The organism is Novosphingobium sp., from assembly GCF_031417815.1.
Classification (GTDB): domain Bacteria; phylum Pseudomonadota; class Alphaproteobacteria; order Sphingomonadales; family Sphingomonadaceae; genus Novosphingobium.
This window is the reverse complement of record NZ_JANOWI010000038.1, coordinates 1-23,600: the sequence shown is the minus strand read 5'-3', so window position 1 is coordinate 23,600 and position 23,600 is coordinate 1. Positions and strand designations below refer to the sequence as shown.

The 23,600-nt window shown below is 63.2% G+C and carries 28 protein-coding genes; 21 read left to right on the top strand and 7 right to left on the bottom strand.

Annotated features, from left to right (window positions below):
- The first annotated feature begins 7 nt into the window (after nt 1-7).
- The 10 genes from RMN99_RS09520 to msrA all read left to right on the top strand — a co-directional run bounded on the left by RMN99_RS09520 (nt 8) and on the right by msrA (nt 6,925).
- On the top strand, nt 8-163 hold the full coding sequence (locus RMN99_RS09520; RefSeq protein WP_309623080.1) for a hypothetical protein: 156 nt from the start codon (nt 8-10) through the stop codon (nt 161-163).
- Complete coding sequence (locus RMN99_RS09515) at nt 160-621, top strand: DMT family transporter (RefSeq protein ID WP_309623079.1); 462 nt, start codon at nt 160-162, stop codon at nt 619-621. The genes RMN99_RS09520 and RMN99_RS09515 overlap by 4 nt, the downstream gene beginning before the upstream one ends.
- A 15-nt stretch (nt 622-636) precedes the next feature.
- On the top strand, nt 637-942 hold the full coding sequence (locus RMN99_RS09510) for a DUF1330 domain-containing protein (protein ID WP_309623078.1): 306 nt from the start codon (nt 637-639) through the stop codon (nt 940-942).
- 142 nt (nt 943-1,084) lie between these two features.
- Nucleotides 1,085-1,378 carry a hypothetical protein gene (locus RMN99_RS09505; protein ID WP_309623077.1) on the top strand — a complete coding sequence of 98 codons (294 nt, stop codon included), beginning with the start codon at nt 1,085-1,087 and terminating at the stop codon, nt 1,376-1,378.
- Between the two features lie 8 nt (nt 1,379-1,386).
- Nucleotides 1,387-3,492 (top strand): acetyl/propionyl/methylcrotonyl-CoA carboxylase subunit alpha, encoded by a 2,106-nt coding sequence (locus RMN99_RS09500; protein WP_309623076.1) that lies wholly within the window; start codon nt 1,387-1,389, stop codon nt 3,490-3,492.
- Complete coding sequence (locus RMN99_RS09495) at nt 3,492-3,926, top strand: DUF488 domain-containing protein (RefSeq protein ID WP_309623075.1); 435 nt, start codon at nt 3,492-3,494, stop codon at nt 3,924-3,926. Before RMN99_RS09500 ends, RMN99_RS09495 begins: the two co-directional genes overlap by 1 nt.
- A 14-nt stretch (nt 3,927-3,940) precedes the next feature.
- A complete protein-coding gene (locus RMN99_RS09490; RefSeq protein WP_309623074.1) occupies nt 3,941-4,312 on the top strand; it encodes a tRNA-binding protein in 372 nt (123 codons plus the stop codon).
- A 78-nt stretch (nt 4,313-4,390) separates the two neighbouring features.
- On the top strand, nt 4,391-4,834 hold the full coding sequence (gene msrB / locus RMN99_RS09485) for a peptide-methionine (R)-S-oxide reductase MsrB (protein ID WP_309623073.1): 444 nt from the start codon (nt 4,391-4,393) through the stop codon (nt 4,832-4,834).
- Nucleotides 4,803-6,302, top strand: a complete 1,500-nt coding sequence (locus RMN99_RS09480; RefSeq protein WP_309623072.1) for a protein adenylyltransferase SelO family protein — start codon at nt 4,803-4,805, stop codon at nt 6,300-6,302. The genes msrB and RMN99_RS09480 overlap by 32 nt, the downstream gene beginning before the upstream one ends.
- 29 nt (nt 6,303-6,331) lie before the next feature.
- On the top strand, nt 6,332-6,925 hold the full coding sequence (gene msrA, locus RMN99_RS09475; protein ID WP_309623071.1) for a peptide-methionine (S)-S-oxide reductase MsrA: 594 nt from the start codon (nt 6,332-6,334) through the stop codon (nt 6,923-6,925).
- 4 nt (nt 6,926-6,929) lie between these two features.
- Here msrA and RMN99_RS09470 read toward each other — a convergent pair whose 3' ends face one another.
- Entirely contained in the window at nt 6,930-8,000 is a 1,071-nt protein-coding gene (locus RMN99_RS09470) for a spermidine/putrescine ABC transporter substrate-binding protein (RefSeq protein ID WP_309623070.1), read from the bottom strand.
- A gap of 110 nt (nt 8,001-8,110) precedes the next feature.
- Between RMN99_RS09470 and RMN99_RS09465 the strand changes: the two genes are divergently transcribed.
- Together RMN99_RS09465 and acs are read left to right on the top strand one after the other, a co-directional pair.
- On the top strand, nt 8,111-8,869 hold the full coding sequence (locus RMN99_RS09465; protein ID WP_309623069.1) for an energy transducer TonB: 759 nt from the start codon (nt 8,111-8,113) through the stop codon (nt 8,867-8,869).
- A 93-nt stretch (nt 8,870-8,962) separates the two neighbouring features.
- Nucleotides 8,963-10,891: an acetate--CoA ligase gene (acs, locus tag RMN99_RS09460; protein WP_309623068.1), complete on the top strand. Its 1,929-nt coding sequence runs from the start codon at nt 8,963-8,965 to the stop codon at nt 10,889-10,891.
- Nucleotides 10,892-11,056: 165 nt separating this feature from the next.
- Here acs and RMN99_RS09455 read toward each other — a convergent pair whose 3' ends face one another.
- Nucleotides 11,057-11,608 (bottom strand): lipocalin family protein, encoded by a 552-nt coding sequence (locus RMN99_RS09455; RefSeq protein ID WP_309623067.1) that lies wholly within the window; start codon nt 11,606-11,608, stop codon nt 11,057-11,059.
- A gap of 109 nt (nt 11,609-11,717) precedes the next feature.
- On the opposite strand from RMN99_RS09455, the gene RMN99_RS09450 reads away from it, so the two are divergent.
- Entirely contained in the window at nt 11,718-12,158 is a 441-nt protein-coding gene (locus RMN99_RS09450) for a DUF2721 domain-containing protein (protein WP_309623066.1), read from the top strand.
- On the opposite strand, the gene RMN99_RS09445 is transcribed toward RMN99_RS09450, so the two are convergent.
- From RMN99_RS09445 to RMN99_RS09435, 3 genes are all read right to left on the bottom strand, one after another.
- A complete protein-coding gene (locus RMN99_RS09445; protein ID WP_309623065.1) occupies nt 12,155-12,451 on the bottom strand; it encodes a polyhydroxyalkanoic acid system family protein in 297 nt (98 codons plus the stop codon). The genes RMN99_RS09450 and RMN99_RS09445 overlap by 4 nt on opposite strands.
- Nucleotides 12,451-13,194, bottom strand: coding sequence for a hypothetical protein (locus RMN99_RS09440; protein ID WP_309623064.1), 744 nt, complete (start codon nt 13,192-13,194; stop codon nt 12,451-12,453). The genes RMN99_RS09445 and RMN99_RS09440 overlap by 1 nt, the downstream gene beginning before the upstream one ends.
- A gap of 174 nt (nt 13,195-13,368) precedes the next feature.
- A complete protein-coding gene (locus tag RMN99_RS09435) occupies nt 13,369-14,574 on the bottom strand; it encodes a toxic anion resistance protein (RefSeq protein WP_309623063.1) in 1,206 nt (401 codons plus the stop codon).
- A gap of 225 nt (nt 14,575-14,799) precedes the next feature.
- Between RMN99_RS09435 and chrA the strand changes: the two genes are divergently transcribed.
- Nucleotides 14,800-16,134: a chromate efflux transporter gene (gene chrA / locus RMN99_RS09430; RefSeq protein WP_309623062.1), complete on the top strand. Its 1,335-nt coding sequence runs from the start codon at nt 14,800-14,802 to the stop codon at nt 16,132-16,134.
- Here chrA and RMN99_RS09425 read toward each other — a convergent pair.
- A complete protein-coding gene (locus RMN99_RS09425; protein WP_309623061.1) occupies nt 16,118-17,878 on the bottom strand; it encodes a fatty acyl-AMP ligase in 1,761 nt (586 codons plus the stop codon). The genes chrA and RMN99_RS09425 overlap by 17 nt on opposite strands.
- A gap of 139 nt (nt 17,879-18,017) precedes the next feature.
- Here RMN99_RS09425 and RMN99_RS09420 point away from each other — a divergent pair, with 139 nt between their 5' ends.
- Together RMN99_RS09420 and RMN99_RS09415 are read left to right on the top strand one after the other, a co-directional pair.
- Nucleotides 18,018-18,578: a RecX family transcriptional regulator gene (locus RMN99_RS09420; RefSeq protein WP_309623060.1), complete on the top strand. Its 561-nt coding sequence runs from the start codon at nt 18,018-18,020 to the stop codon at nt 18,576-18,578.
- A gap of 206 nt (nt 18,579-18,784) precedes the next feature.
- Entirely contained in the window at nt 18,785-19,243 is a 459-nt protein-coding gene (locus RMN99_RS09415) for a DUF192 domain-containing protein (protein ID WP_309623059.1), read from the top strand.
- A gap of 62 nt (nt 19,244-19,305) precedes the next feature.
- On the opposite strand, the gene RMN99_RS09410 is transcribed toward RMN99_RS09415, so the two are convergent.
- Nucleotides 19,306-19,731, bottom strand: a complete 426-nt coding sequence (locus tag RMN99_RS09410; RefSeq protein WP_309623058.1) for a hypothetical protein — start codon at nt 19,729-19,731, stop codon at nt 19,306-19,308.
- A 352-nt stretch (nt 19,732-20,083) separates the two neighbouring features.
- Here RMN99_RS09410 and RMN99_RS09405 point away from each other — a divergent pair, with 352 nt between their 5' ends.
- The 5 genes from RMN99_RS09405 to RMN99_RS09385 all read left to right on the top strand — a co-directional run bounded on the left by RMN99_RS09405 (nt 20,084) and on the right by RMN99_RS09385 (nt 23,414).
- Entirely contained in the window at nt 20,084-20,425 is a 342-nt protein-coding gene (locus RMN99_RS09405) for a type II toxin-antitoxin system RelE/ParE family toxin (protein ID WP_309623057.1), read from the top strand.
- Nucleotides 20,422-20,718, top strand: a complete 297-nt coding sequence (nadS, locus tag RMN99_RS09400; RefSeq protein WP_309623056.1) for a NadS family protein — start codon at nt 20,422-20,424, stop codon at nt 20,716-20,718. The genes RMN99_RS09405 and nadS overlap by 4 nt, the downstream gene beginning before the upstream one ends.
- A gap of 150 nt (nt 20,719-20,868) precedes the next feature.
- The gene (gene clpP / locus RMN99_RS09395) at nt 20,869-21,525 is read left to right on the top strand and encodes an ATP-dependent Clp endopeptidase proteolytic subunit ClpP (RefSeq protein WP_309623055.1); all 657 of its coding nucleotides are present in this window, start codon (nt 20,869-20,871) and stop codon (nt 21,523-21,525) included.
- Between the two features lie 138 nt (nt 21,526-21,663).
- On the top strand, nt 21,664-22,920 hold the full coding sequence (clpX, locus tag RMN99_RS09390; RefSeq protein WP_309623054.1) for an ATP-dependent Clp protease ATP-binding subunit ClpX: 1,257 nt from the start codon (nt 21,664-21,666) through the stop codon (nt 22,918-22,920).
- Between the two features lie 8 nt (nt 22,921-22,928).
- Nucleotides 22,929-23,414 carry a hypothetical protein gene (locus tag RMN99_RS09385; protein ID WP_309623053.1) on the top strand — a complete coding sequence of 162 codons (486 nt, stop codon included), beginning with the start codon at nt 22,929-22,931 and terminating at the stop codon, nt 23,412-23,414.
- The last annotated feature ends 186 nt before the right edge of the window (nt 23,415-23,600 follow it).

Here is a 23,600-nt window from a genome sequence, read left to right as displayed (position 1 = left end):
GTGTAGCATGACAAGCGTGGCATGGCAAGCGTTGCATTACCCGGCCGGGGTGCAGGGGATCTATGAGCCGGGCAGCAACGTGGTCGAATGCGCGGCTGATATGCTGTGGCTGCTTGGCCACAACATGCCGCCGATAGGCAGCGAGATGGAGGTTGCGCAATGACCAACCCCGCTCAATCGGCCTTCCTGCCGCTGGCCGTCATGATGTTCGCGACCGGGATTGGCATTCCGATCTTCGCGGCGTTCAATTCGGCGCTGGGGACGCAACTTGGCAGCCCGTTTGCCTCGACCGCGGTGACCTTTGCCTTTGGGCTGGTGCTGGCGCTCGCTTTGGTGGCGCTGACCGGATTTCCGGCGCGCGAGGCGTGGCACATGCAACAGCCGTACATCTGGTTCGGCGCGGTGTTCATGCTGTTTTACGGCACCGCGATTGCCTTTGCTGCGCCCAGGATCGGGGTCGGCAATGCGGTGTTTTTCGTGCTGCTGGGGCAATTGGTCATGGCGGCTGCAATCGATCACTTCGCGCTGTTCGGCGCGATGCAGGCCAGCTTCAATGCCAAGCGCGCGCTGGGGATCGCGGTCATGGCGCTGGGGGTCTATCTGGCCCGCAAGCCGGTTTGAAAAGGAGCTGTTGAAATGGCAACGCAAGCAAAGGCTTACCTCATCGCCGAAGTCGAGGTCCACGATGCGGAAGGCTTCGAAGCCTATCGCAGCGGCGTTGCGCCGATGATCGCGGCGTTCGGCGGACGCTATCTGGTGCGCGGCGGGCCCATCACGGCGCTGGAAGGCGATGCGCCGACGCAGCGCATGGTGGTGATCGAATTTCCCTCAAAGGCGGCGGCGGAGACCTTCTGGCATTCCGAAGAATACCGGCAGGTCGCGGCCTTGCGCCACACCACCGCCCATTCCCGCATCTTCATGATAGAAGGCGCGCCGACGTGATGGATCGGGCGCTCACCCCTCCACCCCATAACCGTCATGCTGAACTAGTTTCAGCATCCATTTCTCCCCGCAGAGCTTCGGCCTGCGGGGCACGATGGACCCTGAAACAAGTTCAGGGTGACGATGGAGGTGAGGCGAAAGTATGCTGAAGATCCACAACCTTCGAATTGTGATCCTCGCACTCGCTCTGTCGGGATGCGATCAAGCACCTTGGAAAGGATGGGTCTATCCGAATGGAGCGGTGCTGACTGACGATATTCCGATAGGGGCCTTTTCGTCTTTGGAGGAATGTCGGAAATCGGCGCGCAACATCCTTGATCGCCTAAATATCTACGAAGGAGGCGAAAAAGTGCAAGGCGACTACGAGTGCGGCTTCAAGTGCAAAGAAGACGGCGGGCTTGGTGGTCTGAATGTCTGCGAAAAGACTGAACGATAGGAACGACAGTGTTCAAAAAAATCCTCATCGCCAACCGCGGCGAAATTGCTTGCCGGGTGATCAAGACCGCGCGCCGCATGGGTATCCAGACGGTCGCGGTCTATTCCGATGCCGATGCCCGCGCGCCGTTTGTGCAGATGGCCGATGAAGCGGTGCATATCGGGCCTTCGCCGGCCGCGCAAAGCTATCTGATCGCGGACAAGATCATCGCGGCGTGCAAGCAGACCGGGGCTGAGGCGGTGCATCCGGGTTATGGGTTCCTGTCCGAGCGGACTTCATTTGCCGAGGAACTGGCGCAGAACGGCATCGCCTTTATCGGGCCTCACGTTGGCGCGATCGCGGCGATGGGTGACAAGATCGAGAGCAAGAAGCTGGCCAAGACGGCGGGCGTCAATACCGTGCCCGGCTCGCCCGAGGCGATTGCCGATACTGCCGAGGCGCTGCAGGTCAGCCGCGCGATCGGTTATCCGGTGATGATGAAGGCATCGGCTGGCGGCGGCGGCAAGGGGATGCGGCTGGCCTATAACGACAAGGACGTTGAGGAAGGCTTCGAGGCGACCCAGCGCGAGGGGCTCAATTCGTTCGGCGACGAGCGCGTGTTCATCGAGAAATTCATTCTCAATCCGCGCCATATCGAGATCCAGATCTTGGGCGATCAGCACGGCAACATCCTTTACCTGAACGAGCGCGAATGCAGCATCCAGCGCCGCCACCAGAAGGTGGTGGAGGAAGCACCGTCGCCGTTCGTCACGCCTGCGATGCGCAAGGCGATGGGTGAACAGTGCGTCGCGCTGGCCCGCGCGGTGGGGTATTATTCGGCGGGCACGGTCGAACTGATCGTCAGCGGAGCGGACCCGAGCGGTGAGAGTTTCTACTTCCTCGAAATGAACACTCGGCTGCAGGTTGAACACCCCGTCACCGAGGCGATCACGGGGATCGATCTGGTCGAACAGATGATCCGCGTGGCGGCGGGCGAAAAGCTGGCGATGACGCAGGACGATGTGAAGATCGAAGGCTGGTCGATCGAAAACCGCGTCTATGCCGAAGACCCCTATCGCGGGTTCCTGCCCTCGACCGGGCGGCTGGTGCGGTATTCACCACCCGCAACTCCGCACTTCTCACGTCAGCCCGTGCTTGACACGGGCCAAGGCTTTTCTTCGGCCGAGGTCGCAGAAGGAAGCCAAGCCCCGCATCAAATGCGGGGTGACGAAGCGTTATTGTGTGAGCTCCGGGGAGAAGGCGGCATCCGCGTCGATGACGGCGTGATCGAAGGCGGCGAAGTCTCGATGTTCTATGATCCGATGATCGCCAAGCTGGTAACCTGGGGCGAAACCCGCAACGAGGCCGCAGACAAGCAGATCGCCGCGCTCGACCGGTTCGAGATCGAAGGGCTGGGCCACAACATCGATTTCGTCTCCGCGATCATGCAGCACCCGCGTTTCCGCTCGGGCGAACTCACCACCGGGTTTATCGCCGAGGAATACCCCGACGGCTTTACCGGCGCGGCAACCTCACCCGAGACACTCAAGCATCTGGCCGCCATCGCCGGGTTCATCATGACCGCACGCGCCGATCGCGCCCGGCAGACCGACCAGCAGCTGAATGGCGAGCTCGAGCCGCCCTACGACTGGAGCGTGACCATTGGTGGCAAGGCGCACCTGGTCAGTCTTGATGAAGACGTGACCGTCGACGGTGAGCCGGTCGATCTGGAGATGGAATATACCCCCGGCGAGCGGCTGGTTGAGGCTTCGATTGGCGAGGCGGATTACGGCGTGAAGGTCGAAGTGACCCGCACCGGGCTCAAACTCACCACCCACGGGGCGATCCACAAGGTTCAGGTCTTACCCGCGCGGCTTGCCCACCTGACCAGCCACATGATCGAAAAGATCCCGCCCGATCTGTCGCGCTTCCTGATCTGCCCGATGCCCGGGCTGCTGGTGTCGCTGAATGTTGCGGTGGGCGACAAGGTTGAAGCCGGACAGCCGCTGGCGGTGATCGAGGCAATGAAGATGGAAAACATCCTGCGCGCCGAAAAGACCGCAACGGTCAAATCGATCAACGCCCGGCAGGGCGAAAGCCTGGCGGTCGACGCGGTGATCCTGGAGCTGGAATGATGCCCACGGTCTGGACGATTGGCTATGAGCAGACCACCATGGCTGCCTTTCTGGCGGCGCTGACCGGGGCCGGGGTAGAAGTTCTGGCCGATGTCCGCGCGATCGCAGCCTCGCGTCGGCCGGGGTTTTCCAAGACCGCGCTGGCCGCGAACCTGGCCGGGGCAGGCATCGAATACCGCCACTTCCGCGCGCTGGGTACGCCCGCCGATGGCCGCGCGGCGGCGCGGGCGGGCAATCACGCAGCGCTGAAGCGGATCTATGCCGGCCAGCTCGAGCTGCCCGAGGCAATGGCCGCCGGGGCGCAGCTGGCCGAACTGGCAGGCGAGCGGCGCACCGCGCTGCTGTGCTATGAACGCGATCCCGTCTGCTGCCACCGGACCTTGCTGCGCGCCGCAGTGCTGGACACCTTCGACACGGTTGACCTTTATCCCTGACAGGACCCGCCGCCATGCATCTCGCCCATTCGCCGCAAGCGCCTGCTGCCGATCCGATCGGCTTTGACCAGTTCCTTGCCGTCGATATCCGCGTGGGCACGATCGTGTCGGCCGAACCGTTCCCCGAAGCGCGCCAGCCGGCCTACAAGCTGGTGATCGACTTCGGCCCCGCGATCGGCATCAGGAAATCGAGCGCGCAGATCACCGATCGTTACCGCATCGAGGACCTGCCCGGGCGGCAGGTGGCGGCGGTGGTCAACTTCCCCCCGCGTCAGATCGGCAAATTCATGTCCGAGGTGCTGACGCTGGGGTTTGGCGACGATCAGGGCGCAGTGATCCTGTTTGCCCCCGATCATCCGGTGCCCAATGGGGCACGTTTGTTCTGATGCGCTTGGAAAACCGGCGGCGCGCGCCCATATCCGGGTTCTGAGCCGCCCACACAGGGTCGCACCGGGAGTATTGGCATGAACTGGAACGACATCATCCGTCTTGCCCGCGGTGAAGCCAATCCGCCGCCGCGGCGCGATGAGCGCAGCGAAGACGAATGGCGCGATCTGCTGACCCCGGACCAGTACGAGGTGCTGCGTCTCAAAGGCACCGAGCGCGCCTTTTCGAACGAAATGTGCAGCCTGTTCGTGCCCGGCCGCTATGCTTGCGCGGGCTGCGGGACCGAATTGTTCGACAGCGCCACCAAGTTTGAAAGCGGCACCGGCTGGCCCAGTTTTGCCGCGCCGGTCGCGCCGGGTGTGGTTGGTTATCACCTTGACGAGAGCCACGGGATGCAGCGGATCGAGGCGCTGTGCAACGTCTGCGATGGGCACCTGGGCCATGTCTTCCCCGATGGCCCGGCGCCTTCGGGCCTGCGCTATTGCATGAATGCGCTGTCGCTGGAGAAGATCGCTGACTGACACCGCCGTCTGGCGCTTTGACAATACGCTGGTGCGGCAGCTCGACGGGTTCTTTGCGCCCTGGCAGGCGGACCCCGCCAAGGCTCCCCGCATGGTGCTGTTCAACGATACCTTGGCGGCACAGCTGGGCCTGCCCGGACGCGCGGCGGGCGATGATACGCTGGCCGGGTGGCTCTCGGGCCGCGATCCGGTGCCGGGCAGCGAACCGGCGGCGCTGGTCTATGCCGGGCACCAGTTCGGCCATTTCAATCCGCAGATGGGTGATGGCCGCGCGCTGTTGCTGGGCGAAGTGGTGGCGAGCGATGGCGCGCGGTTCGATCTGCAGTTCAAGGGTTCGGGCACTACTCCCTATTCGCGCGGGGGCGACGGCAAGAGCACACTGGCGGCGGCGCTTCGCGAATACCTGATGTCCGAAGCGATGGCGGCGCTGGGTGTGCCGACCACCCGCAGTCTGGCCGTAGTGACAACCGGTGAGGGGGTGTGGCGCGAGGAGCCGCACCACGGTGCGGTGCTGACCCGGGTCGCCGCCAGCCACTTGCGCATCGGCACCTTCGAATGGGCCGCGGCGCACAAGGGCCGCGCGGCGGTGGCGCTGCTGGCGGACTATGCGCTGCAACGGCACTATCCCGCACTCACCGGCGCGGCCAACCGCCCACTGGCGCTGCTGGAAGCGGTCGCCGATGCCCAGGCCCGGCTGGTGGCGCGGTGGATGGCCTTGGGCTTTGTCCACGGGGTGATGAACACCGACAACGTCACCATCTCGGGCGAAACGATCGACTATGGCCCCTGTGCTTTCCTCGATGCCTATGCGGCGGCGCAGGTGTTCTCCTCGATCGATCACCACGGCCGCTATGCCTTTGGCCAGCAGCCGGCCGTGGCGCACTGGAACCTCTATCGGCTGGCCGGTGCGCTGATCGAAGCAATCGCAGCGGTGGACGAGGGCGATACCGAAGCGGCGCGGGTGCTGCTCGAAAAGTGGCCGCAGCGCTATGAGGCTTACTGGCTGGCCGAACTGCGCGCCAAGCTTGGCCTTGGCGATGCGCGCGAAGATGACTTTGCCCTGGCGCAGGATCTGTTCGCGGCGCTTGAAGGCCAGCAGGCCGATTTCACCGGGCTGTTCCGCGCGCTCGGCGCATCGCTGGAGCACGGTTACGGCGTCATTGCCGATGAACTGACCGACCGGGATGCTCTTAGGCCGTGGTTCGATCGCTGGCAGACCCGCCTGACCGAAGAGCCGGGCGATGCCGCCACCCGGCGCGCAGCGATGGACGCGGCCAATCCGCTTTACGTGGCCCGCAATCACCTGACCGATGCCGCGCTGGCGGCAGCCGGGGCAGGCGACCTGGTGCCGCTTGAGGCTTTGCTGGATGCGGTGTCGAGGCCGTTTGCGCGGCGCGATGGGCTGGAACAGTTTGAACGTGGTGCGCCCACAGGATCGCCGCGCTTTGTAACCTATTGCGGAACGTGAACGAATTCGGGGGCGAAGGAGACGTGACGATGAAAAGAGCGCTTTATGCAATATCCGTGGCCCTCGCTGCAGCACCGCTGCCCGCCCACGCCGATACGATCGTGCTGGCGGGCGGCTGTTTCTGGGGCATGGAAGGCGTGTTCGAACACGTCAAGGGCGTGACCAACGTGACCTCGGGCTATGCCGGTGGCAGCGCCGCCGATGCCAATTACGATGCCGTCTCGACCGAACGCACCGGTCATGCCGAAGCCATCCAGGTGACTTACGATCCGGCCAAGGTCTCGCTCGGTCAATTGCTGGGCATATATTTCGTGGTCGCGCATGATCCGACGCAAGTGAACCGCCAGCATCCCGATGACGGCCCCAGCTATCGCAGCGCGATCTTTCCGCAGAACGCCGCGCAGCGCAGCTTTGCCCAGGCCTATATCCGCGCGCTCAACGCCAAGGCACCGTTCAATGGCCGGATCGCGACGAAAATCGAAAGCGGGCCGTTCTATCCGGCCGAGGCGGATCATCAGGATTTCATGCGGCGCAACCCGAACCATCCCTATATCCAGCGCTGGGACGTGGCTAAGGTGAAGAAGCTGCGGGTGACGTACCCTTCGCTCTACCGCAACTGGTGACGGCCTAACCCGGCGTTCCCAGCACCGCGCGCGCCGCCTTGCCCAGCGCCACGTCGAGATCGGGCTTCCAGCGCGCATATTCCAGCTTGGCGAACACCTCTTGCGGGGGGAACAGCACGGTGCTGGTCTGGTATTGCTGCGGCATCAGTGCCTTGGCGGCCAGGTTTGGGGTGGGATAGAGGATCGTCTCAATCACCCGCATCCCGGCCTGCCCGCCCAGCAGATAGTCGATGAAACGGTGCGCGTTTTCCGGATTGGCGGCGTTTTTAGGGATGCACAGGTTGTCTGCGGTCATCTCCGCGCCTTCGGCCGGGTGGACAAAGCCGATGTCCGGGTCTTCCAGCATCACCTGCGCGATATCACCGTTGAAATCGGCGACCAGATCGGCCTGCTTCGAAAGCAACAGGTCCTGGCCGTTATCGGTATGGAAGGCCTTGATCCGGCCCTGCACATCGCGCAGCCGCGCCGCCAGCGCCGGGATATCGTCCAGCGATATCGCATTGGCCCCCTTGCCCAGCGAGCGCCCCACGATCCGCAGCAAATCGGCTGGATCGGCCGGCAGGGCAATCTTGCCGGCATAGGCCGGATTGGTCAGCAGATCGTGCCACCCACGCGGCGGTATCGGCACGGCCGAGCGGCGATAGCCAATCCCATAGGCGAGCCAGGTGTAAGGCACCGAAACCTTGCGGCCCGGATCATAAGGCGCATCGGCAAAGCGCGGATCAAGGTTGCGCAGGTTCGGGATACGCGGCTTGTTGATCGGGGTCAGCAGCCCCGCGCTGCCCAGGCGTTCAACCAGCCGGTTCGACGCCATCACCAGATCGAGCCGGACATCGCCGCGTGAAAGCTGATCGAACAGCGCGTTCTCATCGGCAATCGCGCCAAGGGTGACATCGATCCCGCTGGCGTCCTTGAAATCGGCCAGCGTCGTTTCGCCAAGGTAGCTTTCCCAGTTGGCGAAACTCAGTTGTGCGCGTTCGCCGCAGCCCGCCAGCGAGGGCAGGGCAAGCCCGATCGCGCCAAGGCTGAGCCCTTTGAGCGCGGCGCGCCGATTGATCGCCAGTCCCTGCGTCATGGCCGCATTCCTACCGGCTGGCGGCCAGTTTGGGAACCGGAGCGGGCCGACAGGCTGTGGATCGTCGTGCAAATTGCGCGCCGCCGCGGGTGATGGCATAGGATGCAGGGATGAGCACGGACCTGATCGACGACGACGACTATGATCCCACGCCGCCGGCGCGCACCAGACTGGGCGTGACCGTGGCCGTGATCGCATTCCATATCCTGGTCATCGCCGGGCTGATCCGCGCGTTTACGCCCGATTTCGCCGCATCGGTGGTCAAGTCGGTGCTGTCCACGTTCAACGTCACGGTGGTAACGCCGCCGCCATCCCCGCCGCCGCCGCCGCCGCCCCAGCCGACCAGGGACAAGGACGCAGGCGACGCGGGCGACCCGGGCAAGAAGGCGATTGCCAAGGCCATCAAGGCCCCCGAACCCAGGATCCCGCTTTCGGTAAAGCCAGCGCCCAAGGCCAGCAGCACCGGCAGCGCCGATAACTCTGGCGCGGCCGCCAGCGGCAACGGCACCGGATCGCAGGGCCGGGGCGATGGTACCGGCGCGGGCGGCACCGGCAACGGATCGGGCGGGGGCGGGATCGTGGCCAAGCCTTCGGTCCGCTCAGGCCAGATCAACGATTCGCGCGATTTCCCGGTGCCCCCCGGCGGACGCCAGACCCGCTTTGGCAAGCGGGTGATCGTGCATTTCACCGTCACCACCGATGGCCGCGCCCGCGATTGCTCGGTCGCAAGTTCATCGGTCGATGCTGATACGACCGCACGGGTCTGCCCGCTGGTGATGCAGCGCATCCGCTTCAACCCGGCCAAGCGCGCCGATGGCACCCCGGTTGAAGCGCGCTATGGCTACAAGGTGGATTTCACGGCGCGCTAGCCGGTCTCGCAGACATACTGCGGCATGGCGGCCATTGACGCGGGGGCCGCGCGGTCCCTAACTCGCCTGCAAACACGAATCCCGGAGAGAGCCATGGCCACCGTCCACCCCGTCCCCGCCGAATGGGCCGCGCGCGCCTTCGTCAATGCCGAGAACTACGCCGAAAAGTCCGCCCGCGCGCTGAATGAGCCCGAGGCGTTCTGGCGCGAGGAATCGGCCCGGCTTGACTGGATCAAGCCGTGGACCAGGCTGAGCCGCTGTTCGTTTGATGAAGCCGATTTCGGGATCGAATGGTTCTCCGATGGTACGCTCAACGTCTCGGCCAATTGCCTTGACCGGCACCTTGAAGCGCGCGGCGATCAGGTAGCGATCATCTGGGAAGGCGATGAGCCCGATCAGCAGCGCAAGATCACCTACCGCGAACTCCACGCCGATGTCTGCCGGATGGCCAATGCGCTGAAGGATCTGGGCGCGCGGCGCGGGGACCGGATCACGATCTACATGCCAATGATCCCCGAAGCGGCGATGGCGATGCTGGCTTGCACCCGGATCGGCGCGGTCCATTCGATCGTGTTTGGTGGGTTCAGCCCCGAAGCGCTGGCCGGGCGAATCCAGGACTGTGACAGCACCCTGGAGATCACCGCCGATGCCGGGATGCGCGGCGGCAAGCTGGTCCCGCTCAAAGCCAATGTCGATGCGGCGCTTGAACAGTGCCCGTCGGTTTGCGAAGTGCTGGTCGTGCGCCATGTCGGCAACGAAGTGGGCATGGCCGAAGGCCGCGACCACTGGTGGCACAAGCTGCGCAGTGCGGTTGCTGCGGAATGCCCGGCTGAGGAGATCGGCGCGGAAGACCCGCTGTTCATCCTCTATACTTCGGGCAGCACCGGCAAGCCCAAGGGCGTGCTCCACACCACCGGCGGCTATCTCACCTGGGCGGCGATGACGCACCACTATGTGTTCGATTACCGCCCCGGCGAAATTTACTGGTGCGCGGCTGATGTCGGCTGGGTCACCGGGCACAGCTATGTCGTCTATGGCCCGCTCGCCAATGGCGCGACCACGGTGATGTTCGAAGGGGTGCCGAACTATCCCACTCACAGCCGGTTCTGGGAAATCGTTGACCGCCACCAGGTGGAGATTTTCTATGGCGCGCCCACCGCGCTGCGGGCGCTGATGCGCGAAGGCGATGCTTACGTGAAGGCGACCAGCCGCAAATCGCTGCGCCTGCTTGGCTCTGTGGGTGAGCCGATCAACCCGGAGGCGTGGGAATGGTACTGGCGGGTGGTCGGCGATGGGCGCTGCCCGATTGTCGATACCTGGTGGCAGACCGAAACCGGCGCAGCCATGATGACGCCGCTGCCCGGCGCTCATGCGCTGAAACCCGGCGCGGCCAGCTTCCCGATGTTCGGCGTGGTGCCGCTGATCGTCGATGCCGAGGGCAACGAACTGCACGGTCCGGCCGAGGGCAACCTGTGCATCCGTCAGTCATGGCCGGGGCAGATGCGCACTGTCTATGGCGATCACGAACGCTTCTTCCAGACCTATTTCAGCACCTACAAGGGGCTCTACTTTACTGGCGATGGCTGCAAGCGCGATGAAGACGGCTATTACTGGATCACCGGCCGGGTGGATGATGTGATCAACGTATCGGGCCACCGGATGGGCACGGCCGAAGTGGAAAGCGCGCTGGTCGCCCATGCCAAAGTCGCCGAAAGCGCGGTGGTGGGCATGCCGCACGAGATCAAGGGGCAAGGCATCTATGCCTACGTCACGCTTAACGCGGGCGAGGAACCGGGTGACGATGTGCGGCGCGAACTGGTGGCCTGGGTGCGCAAGGAAATCGGCCCGATCGCCACACCCGACGTGATCCATTTCGCCCCCGCGCTGCCCAAGACCCGCAGCGGCAAGATCATGCGCCGCATTCTGCGCAAGATCGCCGAGGGCGATACGTCAAACCTTGGCGATATTTCGACGCTGGCCGATCCGGGGGTGGTGGAAGTGCTGCTGGCAGGCGGGCGTTAGAAGCAAGGTCCTCTCCATTTTTGGCGAATGCCACAAATGGGGAGGTGGATCGCCGTAGGCGAGACGGAGGGGTGATGGCGCGAAGGCAGAGACCCCTCCGTCAGTCGCTGCGCGACTGCCACCTCCCCATTTGCACTTCGTGAAAATGGAGAGGACCTCGATGCCTCACGGCTGCTTCGTAATCCGCAGCATGGCGGTATCGTAACCCATCGCCCCGGCGCGCGCGATCATCGCGTCGATCCGTGCCTGGCCGGGGCTCGCATCGCGGGACAGCAGCCACAGGTAGCGGCCCGAACCTTCGCCAACGATCGCCCAGCTGTAATCGTCGGCATGGTCCAGCACCCAGTAATCGCCGTAAAACGGCCCGAAGAAGCTGACCTTCAGTTTTGCGCCGGTGGCAGTGTCGACGACTTTGGCTTTGCCTTTGGCTTGCTTGACCGCGCCATCGGGCTTGCGGCAGGTGTTGATCACCGCGATCATCCCGTCATCGCGCAGCGCGTAATCGGCGGTCACCCCGTCGCAGTCCTTCTGGAAGCCCTGCTCATACCGCGCCACTTCGTACCAACGGCCCAGATAACGCGACAATTCAACCGGTTTGGCCGGTTGCGGCACCGCCTGGTTGCCGACCGGATGCTTTGAAAACAGCGTGGCACAGCCGCCCAACGCAGTGCCGAGCAGAACGATTGCGCCCAGCGCAGCGATGGATGTGCGGTTCATTACCTGTCGTCCTTCCAGAATGCGACCCTAAGGATCCGGAAACGGCGCAGACTTCGTTACGTTCCCTCGCTGACTTGGCGCGTGCACGCAACCTGCCTATTGGGACACTATGATCGCCCAGACAATCCAGCTCGCACTTGCCCCGGTATTCGTCCTGGTGGCGATCGGCAATATCCTCAACCTGCTGTCAAGCCGCCTTGGCCGGGTGGTCGATCGTTCGCGCCACCTGCAGGAACGCCACTTGGCGACCGAGGGCCCCGATCACGATGAGGTGGTGGCCGAAATCCGCCTGCTCGATCAGCGCATCCGGCTGATTACCCGCGCGGTCCGGCTGATGGTGATCAGCGGACTGTTCATCGGCACCACGGTGGCGGTGCTGTTCCTTGAAGAACTGGTCAGCTTCAACCTGCAGCGCGCCGCCGCGGCCACCTTCCTGATCGCAGTGGGGCTGCTGATGTGGGCGCTGGTGCTGTTCCTGCGCGAAACGCAGATTTCGGCCCAGCAGCTGCGCATTCCGCGCACCTATCTTGAACTGGACCGCGACCTTTAGGTCAGCAGCTTGCGCGCCTTGTCTTCGATCGCGCCGCGCACCATCGGTTCGAAAAAGGCGAGCGCGGCGGGCAGCTGGATTTCGAATACCACCGCGTGGTCTTCCACATCGACATGACCGTCCACCGTCTTGCCCATCGCGGTGACGGCCATCGCCATGCGATTTTCGCTGGGCCAGTCGATCGCAACCTGTGCCATGCCGCCCGGGAACAGCCCGGCCATTTCGCCTGAGCGGTCATGCAGGCGGCGGCGGGCTTCTTCGCGGCCCAGGCTGTGCGGGATCGGGATCCGCATCAGCGCGCCTTGATATCCTCTTCAAGCCCGGCGCCGTATTTGTAATCCAGATAGCGCGTGTTGATCGCCAGGTTGTCGATCGCGCCCGCGGCCAGCTGCCGGGTCAAACTGTCAATCTCGCCGCTGATGGTGGACAGTCCGTCCATGAAGCGCGTGTTGGGGCTGCCCCCGGCGCTTTCTTCATATCGCAGATGCTCAGGGATCTTTTGATAGCCATCGACCAGCCCGGGCAGATGTTCGCCCACCAGCTTGCGCACCTCCTGCGCCTTGGGGTGGTTCTGATCGACATGCGCCAATTGCTCGCCCAGCACATCCAGCTGCAGCCCGATCGTATCGACCAGCTTGACCGCCGGTGCGGGCAGTGCGCGGCGCTGGCTTTCCAGCCACAGCTCGGTCCGCCCGACCATGGTGCGCACGTCCGCCTGCGCCGGGTTGAGATCGGCCAGCCCGGGCGTCTTCATTCTGGGATAGCTGCCAAACAACCAGACCGCCGCCACGGTTGCCGCCGCGCCGATGGCGAGGCCGGTGAAGCCGATCCCGCTGATGATCGCGCCGATGATCGTCAGCGCCAGCCAGATCCCGACCACGGCGAACACGATATTGCGCAGTTTGCGGGTGAAATGCCCGCGTTTCAGCCGCTGCGCGCCTTGCGGGGCCAGCCGCCGCCCGCCCGCACGCTGCACGCTCAGGCTTTGTCGCGCGGCCCGGATGATATCGTCGGATTGATGCGAGGGGGTGGTCATAACCAGATCCTCTCCATTTTCACGAAGTGCAAATGGGGAGGTGGCAGCGCGAAGCGCTGACGGAGGGGTAATGTCGCGAGGATCGATACCCCTCCGTCATTTGCTGCGCAAATGCCACCTCCCCATTTGTGGCAGTCGCCAAAAATGGAGAGAATCCCAGAAGTATCATCGCCATCATTCCGCGCTTAGCAGGCTGGGGGCATCGTGCGCCAGCTGGGCCTGCGCGGCGCCCTCGGCGCGGGCGATATAGCCCTCGCTCTTCTTGACCTCGGCCGAGAGTGTGGTGACCGTCTGCTTCATGCTTTCCAGCGCCTTCAGCTTGAAGGTGTCGATGTTGTCCATCGTGTCATAGATATTCTGGAAGGCGCGCTGCAGCGTTTCAACCGGGATGGTGCTCGATGCCGCCATCTCGTGGATCTTGCCGGTCTGTTCGCGCAGCAGGGTGCCGGTGCTGTCGATCAGCCCCGCGGTGGTGCTGTTCAGCGCGGTAACCTGTTCAAGCACCAGCCGCTGGTTGGCCATCGCCTGCGACACGGTAACCGCGGTGCGCAGCGCAGCCACGGTGGTGGTGCTGGCCCGGTCGACGCCCTTGACCAGTTCGACGTTGTTCTTCTTGACCAGATCGAGCGCCAGATAGCCCTGCACCGAAACCGCCATCTGCGTCAGCAGGTCTTGCGTGCGCTGGCGGACATAGAACAGCGCGCTCTCACGGATCGCCTTGGCCTTGGCGGGATCGGCCGCGTCAAGATCGGCAGCCCTTTCCTCAAGCTTCGCGTCAAGCTGCTTGGAAATGAGGATCATCTGTTCAAGCTGGCCCATCGCTTCCCACAGCTTCTGGCGCTCCACATCGATCGCGGCATTGTCCATCAGCAGCTCGTCCTTGCCCGAACCGAGGTGGTTGAGGATCGACTGGATGTGCCCCTGCGCGCTTTCATAGCTCTGGAAATAGCGTTTCATCGAATTGCCGAACGGGATGATACCAAGGAACTTGCGGCCCTTCGAAAGCTTGCCCTGCTTGCCCGGATCGAGCGTTTCGACCGTCTTGCGCAATTCGGCCAGATTGGCACCAACGCCCGAATCCTTGTCCATCGCGCGGATCGGGCGATCGAGAAAGCGGTTCGACATGCCCGAAGCGGCCATGATTTCCTTGCGGCCCATGTTGGTGATCTGATCGACTTTCTTGCCGAATTCAGGCGAATTGGAATCGGTCGCCACCAGTTCATCGACAAAGGCATCGACCTTGGCGGCCAGCTTGCTCTTGTTGTCGTCGGACACCGGCACAAGCCCCGATGCCTTTTCCACCGGCACCACGGGCACCGGATCGGGTGCCGAAAGCTTGAGTTCGGGAGCGGTGGCGGTCTCAGTCGGCGTCGTGGCCATGGGTGCGGTTTCCGTAAGCAATGGTGCCTTCGGGCAATGTGGGACGGATCGCCTTCAGGTGCAAGCTGTGTTATCGAAATAAGACAGGTGCGACAAGTTCGTGCCGCTTGACCTGCCAATACAATTCGACGAACAACCAATATACCGGGGCAAAGCAACCTCCCGGTCAGGCACAGGCCCAAGCGTTGCCTTTCCAGTGGTCCGCCGCCGCGCGGCCGGAAAGGTATGACTGTGAGCAGCGCCGAAGTTCTAGCCAAACCCACATTTGCCGAACTCGTCCGCTTGTCCGCACGGATTGGCTGCCTCAGCTTTGGCGGGCCGGCCGGGCAGATCGCGCTGATGCATCGCGAGATCGTGGAAGAGCGCGGCTGGGTGGGGGAAGATGAATATCTTCACGCGCTCAATCTGTGCCACTTGCTGCCCGGGCCCGAGGCGCAGCAGCTGGCGATCTGGATCGGCTGGAAGCTGCACGGGCTGAAAGGCGGGCTGGCCGCCGGGCTGCTGTTCGTGATCCCCGGTGCGCTGGTGATCCTGGCGCTGTCGGTGCTCTATGGTTTTGCCGCGCATCTGGAATGGTTCGCGGCGCTGTTCCTGGGGATCAAGGCGGCGGTGCTGGCGGTGGTGGTGCAGGCGCTGCTGCGGGTGGCAGGCCGGGCGCTCAACACCAATTTCAAGCGGGGCATCGCGGCGGCGGCCTTCATTGCGCTGTTTGCACTATCGGCGCCGTTTCCGCTGGTCTTGCTGTTGGCGGGCGTGCTCGGCGCGGTAGCGACGGCCCTGCGTCCCGGTTGGCTGGCTTTGAAGCCCGTCAGCGAAGCTCCCGTTTCAGCGCAGCGCCCGTGGCGGCAGAGCCTGGCCGCAATCGCCGGGTTCGGCGCACTGTGGGCCGCGCCGATGGTGCTGGTGGCGCTGACGCTGGGGCAGCACCACGTGCTGTGGCAGATCGGGGTGTTCTTCTCGAAGCTGGCAGTGGTGACCTTCGGCGGAGCCTATGCGGTGCTGGCCTATATGGCGCAGCAGGCGGTCGGGAATTACCATTGGCTCAGCGCGGGCGAAATGGCCGACGGACTGGGGCTGGCTGAAACCACCCCCGGACCTCTGATCATGGTGACGCAGTTCGTCGGCTATCTCGCCGCGTTCCGCGCGCCCGCGCCGTTCAGCCCGCTGGCGGCGGGCTTGCTCGGTGCAGCGCTGACCACCTGGGTTACTTTCGCGCCGTGCTTTCTGTGGATCTTCGCGCTGGCCCCGTGGATGGAGCGGCTGGAGCGCGCGCCGCGGCTCAAAGGCGCGCTGGCTGCGATTACAGCAGCTGTGGTGGGGGTGATCGCCAACCTCTCGCTGTGGTTCGCGCTGCATGTGCTGTTCAAGGCCGGGCAGCCGGTTTCGTTCGGCCCGCTGCGGTTCGAGGCACCGTTGCTGGCCAGCCTCGATTGGCGCGCGGCGCTGCTGGCCGCGCTTTCGGCGCTGCTGATCTTCAAAGCCGGGTGGAGCGTGATCCGCGTGCTGGGGCTGGCGGCGCTGGGCGGGCTGGCGCTTGCAGGGCTTACGCCGCCAGCTTGAACGGCTCGATCTCGCCCGAAAGGTACTGCTTCTTGGCCTTGGCGCGGCTGAGCTTGCCCGACGAGGTGCGCGGCAGGGTGCGCGGCGGGACCAGTTCGACGATCGCCGGATGGCCCAGGATCGAGCGGACCTTGTCGCGGATCGTATCGTGCAGGCGCTGGCGTTCTTCGGGATCGGAAACGCGGCAGTGGACCAGCACCGCCACCGATTCCTCGCCGGCATCGGTTTCAACCGAGAAGGCGGCGATATCGCCGTGGTTGAAGCCGGGCAGCTGTTCCACCGCCCATTCGATATCCTGCGGCCAGTGGTTCTTGCCGTTGATGATGATCATGTCCTTGGCGCGGCCGACGATGAACAGGTAGCCATCGACCAGATAGCCCATATCGCCGGTATCGAGCCAGCCGCCGACCATGCAGGCGTCGGTGGCCTCCTGATCGCGGAAATAGCCGGTCATCACGCTGGGGCCCTTGCACCAGACCTTGCCGATGTGGTGATCGGGCAATACCTCGCCGCGTTCGCCGCGGATCTCGAGCACCATGTCCTTGACCGCCTTGCCGCAGTTGACGATCGCGCGGTAGCGGGCCGGACGCGAGAGATCGCGCGGGGTGCCCGACAGCCGCTCTTCCTCGACCAGCTCAACCCGGATCCCTTCGCCCGGCGGCATGATCGTCACCGCCAGCGTCGCTTCGGCCAGGCCATAGCTGGGCAGAAAGGCACTGGCCTTGAACCCGGCTTCGGCAAAGGCGTTGACGAAGCCTTGCATCACGTCGGGCCGGATCATGTCGGCACCGTTGCCGGCGATCCGCCAGCGCGCCAGGTCAAACCGCTCGGAAACGTGGCTCTGGCTGGAAATGCGCCGCGCGCAGATGTCATAGCCAAAGGTCGGCGAATAGGAGAGCGTGGTGCCGGGATTGCGGCTGATCAGATCGAGCCAGGCGAGCGGGCGGCGGGCGAAATCCTCGGTCTTGAGGTAATCGGCCGAACACTGGTTGGCGATCGGCGAGAGGAAGCAGCCGACCAGCCCCATGTCGTGGTACCACGGCAGCCACGATATGCAGCGGTCGCTGGAAATCAGCTTCATCCCTTCGCCGTGCCCGGCCAGATTGTTGAGCAAGGAGGCGTGGGTTACCGCCACGCCATGCGGAAAGCGGGTCGATCCGCTGGAATACTGCAGATAGCAGATATCATCGCCGCTGGCCCGGGGCAGCGCGCGATCGGGTGCCGGGCGTGCAGCGAAGTCTTCGAACGACAAGCCTTCGCAGCCCTGCCGCTCTGCCGCAGGGTGGCTCAACGCGCCGATTTCGGCCGGGTAAAACAACACCGTGGGATCGCTGGAAGCCATCTGCACCGCCAGCTGATCGACATAGGCGTCCTTGCCGCCAAAGCTGGTCGGCAGCGGCAGCGGCACCGGCCACGCGCCGGCATAGATGCAGCCGCAGAACAGCGCCGCGAAATCAGGCCCGGTTTCGGCGATCAAGGCCACCCGGTCACCCTTCTGGATGCCGTAAGCGATCAACCGCCGGGCCATCGCCAGCGCATCTTCGCGCAGTTCGCTGAACGGATAGACCCGCGTCAGCGTGCCGCGCGGATCGTGGAAATTCATCCCCCGCTGGCCAGTCGCGGCATAGTCCAGCGCCTCGCCAAATGTGGCAAAGGTGGACAGGCGGCGCGGCAAAGCGTCATCGTTGGGGGTGGGGACAAGTGCCAATGCGGCGTCGATCACAAGCGTGGCGGCGTCGGTCATGCGCGAATTACCCGTTTCTTTTCAATTCAGAACTGCGGCCTGGGCCACAGTCTGGCTGAACCAATCGTTGCAACACGCAAACACGCGCCCGCAACACTGGCCTCCCCATTTGCCGGGGACTGTGGCACGAATAAGGCCGATGTTAAGCAAACCCCGCCCTGATCGCCGTGAGAAACGGCCCCCAAAGCCGCTCAATCCGGTGCGTCTGAACGATCTGGCGCTGCATTATGTCGCGCGGTTCGCGACCAGCGCGGCCAAGCTGGCGGACTATCTGCGCCGCAAGCTGCGCGAGCGCGGCTGGGAGGGTGACGGTGATCCGGCCATCGCCGCGCTGGTCGAACGCTTCGTGGCGGCAGGCTATGTCGATGATGAGGCCTATGCCCGCGCCAAAAGCGGCAGCCTGCTGCGGCGCGGCTATGGCCAGCGCCGCGTCAGCCAGGCGCTGGGCCAGGCCGGGATCGCCGAGGATCTGCGCGAGGAAGTCCGCGCCGGCCCCAACGAACAACGCGCCGCCGCGTTCGCCATGGCCAAAAAGCGCCGCTTCGGCCCGTTCAGCGCCGCGCCGCCCGATCGCCCCTTGCGCGAGAAACAACTCGCCGCAATGCTCCGCGCCGGTCACCCGCTCGATCTGGCGCGCGGCGTGCTGGGCGCGGCGACGATTGAGGCTGCCGAGGCTTGGGCGGAAGAGGAGTGCGAATGAGGGTCTTAAGCCAGCTCATGAAAGAACGGACTCATTTCCCCCTTCCCCGGCGGGGAAGGGGCGTTCAGAGGCACATGACTCTGAACGCGGATGGGGGAGCGAGGCGAAGCCGAGCGTCAACGCGGGTGGCGAGCCCCCACCCCAACCCCTCCCCGCCGGGGAGGGGCTTTAAGGGTTCAGGTCACAGTGCTTTGGTATGGCCAATCTTGCTGGCGCTCGCCCTAACCGCCTGCAAGGCGCAGGATGCCGAGCCCGCTGGCGCGGCCAGCAGCGACGCGGCGGTGCATCCGGCAAGCGGACTGCGGATCATCACGGTGACGATCACCCACGCCGGCAAAGCGCACAGCTTCAAAGCCGAACTGGCGCAAAACCCGCAGGACCAAGCCAAAGGCCTGATGTTCCGCACCGCGCTCGGCCCCGATGAAGCCATGCTGTTCCCGTTCGATCCGCCCAAACAGGCCAGCTTCTGGATGCGCAACACCGTGATCCCGCTCGACCTGCTGTTCGTTGGGCTGGATGGCCGGGTGACTAACATTGCCGCGCAGGCCAAGCCCTATGACGAGAGCAAGCTGGAATCGGACGGCGTCGTGAAAGCTGTGCTGGAGATTCCCGGCGGGCGGGCGAAGGAACTGGGGCTGACGGCGGGGGATGTGGTGGGGTGGTGATGGGGTCCATTTTGCCCCCATTGCGATAGACCGTGACCAACTTGAAAGCAGGCTGCAAGTTGTCAATTACCCAGCAATGTTTTCCAAACGAAGCGGAAGACTCCAATCATCAGAACAATCAAAATTCCAGCAACGCCGACAGTCCAGTCATCGTTTTCTATTGATACGCCCTCGGGGACCTGGTCATCTGGCATCCATGCACGGCGATACTGGCGGCGAAACCACCAAAACACTGCTATATTTGGAAGCAAAACAAACAAAAAGGATAATATGGGCATGCCAAGCCCCATGATCATTGATCCGCCGATCCCAACCGAAACTAATATGCCCGGCATCACGGTGTAAAATGCTCGGCGCTCTGGCGTCGATTTTAGGGCCACGACGTAGGATAGGACGTTAGATATTCCGAGAGTGATCACAAAAGAAATTCCTGCGACGACAGCGCTGCCCGATGCCATGTCCTCCAACGAACCAGGTTCTATTGCCATTGATTCCCCCCCTCGGATTGATTCACTTAAGATTAGTATTATTTGGAAAGCACCTAAATCAAGCAAGCCAAATATTTCCGGACCTACATATTCAATTAGGCGGATTTGATCCCGTGCGCAAATGCGCCAAGCTAACCATATGGCAGATCAATTTGTTACCGCAGACGTTTGCTCAAAGATGGTAGAGTCCGCCACGAGGGCTTGCCAACCAATGATTTCTGTTCCGCCAGAAAAGTTACCAGAAAAGTTACGGTGACAGTGCACTCAATTGACAAATAAGTGCATGATCACCCCAATACATCGAAAATTATGCGTCATTGACATATATGCCATTGGCATATATTCTCCATCCATGACCACCCCGCAGACCGTTGTCGAATTGGCGATCTTCGAGCGGCAGGCCAAGGCGATCATGTCGGATGAGGAGCGCGCCGCGATTGTCGATTATGTTGCGGCCAACCCGGAGGCGGGCGTGGCGCTGGGTGGTGGTTTGCGCAAGGTTCGGGTGGCGCGCGAAGGCAGCGGGAAGAGCGGCGGATACCGCACCTTGTTTGTCTTTGGTGGCGGGCAAGCCCCGCTGTTTCTGGTGGGTGTGTTCGCCAAAAACGAGAAGGGCAATCTGACCAAGACCGAGCAGGCGCATCTCGTGCAGTTGGCCAAGACGCTGCTGGCAACCTATGGAGAACCAACGTGAGCAAATTCTACGATGAACTGGTCGAAGGGCTGAACGAAGCGATCGCTTTTGCGAGTGGTAAGGATACCGGCGCGCGGGTCCACACCATCGATGTTCCGGTGATCGACGTTGCCGCAATCAGGGCGAAGACCGGCCTGTCGCAAAGCCAGTTTGCCAAGAGTATTGGCGTTGCCAAAGGGACGCTGCTCAACTGGGAACATGGCCGCAGGCGCCCGACCGGTCCGGCCCAGGTGCTGTTGGCGATGATCGCGCGGCGGCCTTCGGTGGTGACGGAACTGCTCCGCGCAGCGTGACTGTTTGAATGGCACAGAAACTGTTTCACCGCCCCGCCATCACCCCCATCCGGTTAACGCCCTTGAACAAAGCGCCGCCAAGTCCGACATAGGCGGTCCAACCAGATGAGGACCTCCATGTTCGACCCTTACAACCGCCCCGGAAGCTCAATGACCCAGGACCCCGTTACCGGCGCGCTGATCCCGATGGTGGTCGAGCAATCGAGCCGCGGCGAGCGCAGCTTCGATATCTATTCGCGGCTGCTGCGCGAACGGATCATCTTTGTGACCGGCGAGGTTGAGGATCACATGGCTTCGGTGATCGTGGCGCAGCTGCTGTTCCTCGAAAGCGAGAATCCTTCGAAGGACATCTCGATGTACATCAATTCGCCGGGCGGCGTGGTCACGGCGGGCATGGCGATCCATGATACCATGCAATATATCAAGCCCAAGGTTTCGACCGTCTGCATCGGCCAGGCCTGCTCGATGGGCAGCTTCCTGCTGGCCGCGGGCGAGCCGGGGATGCGGATCGCGTTGCCGCAGGCGCGGATCATGATCCACCAGCCGTCGGGCGGGGCGCGCGGGATGGCCTCGGATATCGAGATCCAGGCGCGCGAAATCCTGCGGCTGAAGGAAACGATGCACGAGCTTTACTCGCAGTATACCGGCAAGACGGTCAAGCAGGTGGCGGACGCGATGGACCGCGATACGTGGCTGAGCGCCGACGAGGCCAAGACCTTCGGTCTGGTCGACAAGGTGTTCAACGCCCGCCCCGAAGGCGAAGAGCCGGGCAGCGGCGAAAAGGGCACCGGCGGGGCGCCCGACTGAGCGGGGCGGTAAGCCTCTGCTAACCCTGCACCTTCAGCAGCGGTCAATTTGGCCGTGCTAACAGGGCAGGATTGATAAATACGGTCGCCGGGCTAAACTCCCGGCGAATCCCCGCCTGGCGGGGCAATGGATGAAAGCATGACGAAATTGAGCGGATCGGACGCCAAGAGCACCCTCTACTGCAGCTTCTGCGGCAAGAGCCAGCACGAGGTGCGCAAGCTGATTGCCGGGCCGACGGTGTTCATCTGCGATGAATGCGTCGAGCTGTGCAACGATATCATCCGCGAAGAAACCAAGGCCGGGATCGCCGGCAAAAAGGGCACCGACGTGCCCAGCCCGCGCGATATCTGCGAAACGCTGAACGATTACGTGATCGGGCAAAGCCGCGCCAAGCGCGTGCTCTCGGTCGCGGTGCACAACCATTACAAGCGGCTCAAGCATGGCGGCAAGGGCGGTGAAGTTGAGCTGCAGAAGTCGAACATTCTGCTAGTCGGGCCGACCGGTTGCGGCAAGACGCTGCTGGCGCAAACGCTGGCGAAAACCTTCGACGTGCCGTTCACCATGGCCGATGCGACGACGCTGACCGAGGCTGGTTATGTGGGCGAAGATGTGGAAAACATCATCCTCAAGCTGCTGCAATCAAGCGACTACAACGTCGAGAAGGCGCAGCACGGGATCGTCTATATCGATGAAATCGACAAGATCAGCCGCAAGGCCGAAAACCCCAGCATCACCCGCGACGTTTCGGGCGAAGGGGTGCAGCAGGCGCTGCTCAAGCTGATGGAAGGCACCACCGCCTCGGTGCCGCCGCAGGGCGGCCGCAAGCATCCGCAGCAGGAATTCCTGCAGGTCGACACCACCAACATCCTGTTCAACTGCGGCGGGGCCTTCGCGGGGCTTGTAAAGATCGTCGCCGACCGCTTGCAAAAGCGCTCGATCGGGTTTGGCGCGCATGTCGCCGATCCCGAAAAGCGCCGGGTGGGCGAACTGCTGACCAAGGCGGAGCCGGAAGATCTGCTGAAATTCGGGCTGATCCCCGAATTTGTCGGCCGCCTGCCGGTGATCGCGACTTTGGAAGACCTTGATGTCGAGGCGCTGGTCAGGATCCTCAAGGAACCCAAGAACGCGCTGATCAAGCAATATGCCCGGCTGTTCGATCTGGAAGACGTAACGCTTACCTTCACCGAAGACGCACTTGAAGCGATCGCCAAGCGCGCGATCGAACGCAAGACCGGCGCGCGTGGGCTGCGCTCGATCGTCGAAGGGCTGTTGCTCGATACCATGTTCGACATCCCCACCGAGGACGACATCGCCGAAGTGGTGGTCGACAAGGACGTGGTCGAAGGCCGCAAGGACCCGGTGCGGGTAATGAAGGGCAAGGAACAGGCGGCTTAGGGCTGCCGATGGACGACTTTTACAGTAAGGACGATTCGTCGCCGTGGTTTGAGGCACTGGCAGGGCTTAGCTTCGCGGCGATGCTCACCTTCGGTTTCATTTTTGGTGGTTCGGGCGGAGCAGTGGGGCGTAATCCGCCGACTGATCTTTATGGCTGCTATGCCGCACGTGGTGGCCCCGATATCGAAATAACCCCAACCACCCTGACCGTGCTGCAGCCGTCGCAGATCCGGATTACCAGCAGACTGGCTTATCATAAAGGATGGGCGTTCGATATCGATCACTGGCTCGATGTTCGTATTCAGAGCCCTGACCGGTTCGAAATTGAAGCGACCTGGCCAAACGGTGAGCATATCTTCTTGGCACCCGAAGGGGAGTTTGCTCCGCCGATTGGCCAATTCAAGCTTTATAGCCGAAAGGATTCGTTGGCTGTGATCTACCGCAAGATCGGGGACTCGTGCCCACGGACGGCAAGCGGCCCGGATTCACATTGAGAGCTTATACCAAGGTGCAATGCGCTTGACTCATTTCCCCCTTCCCCGTCGGGGAAGGGTTGGGATGGGGGAGCGAGGCCACTTGGCCTCGCGTCATCGCTAGCGTGGAACCCCCACCCCCCACCCCACCCCAACCGGGAGGAGATAGGAAGATCACAACTATGAAAACCACACACCCCAGGTTAT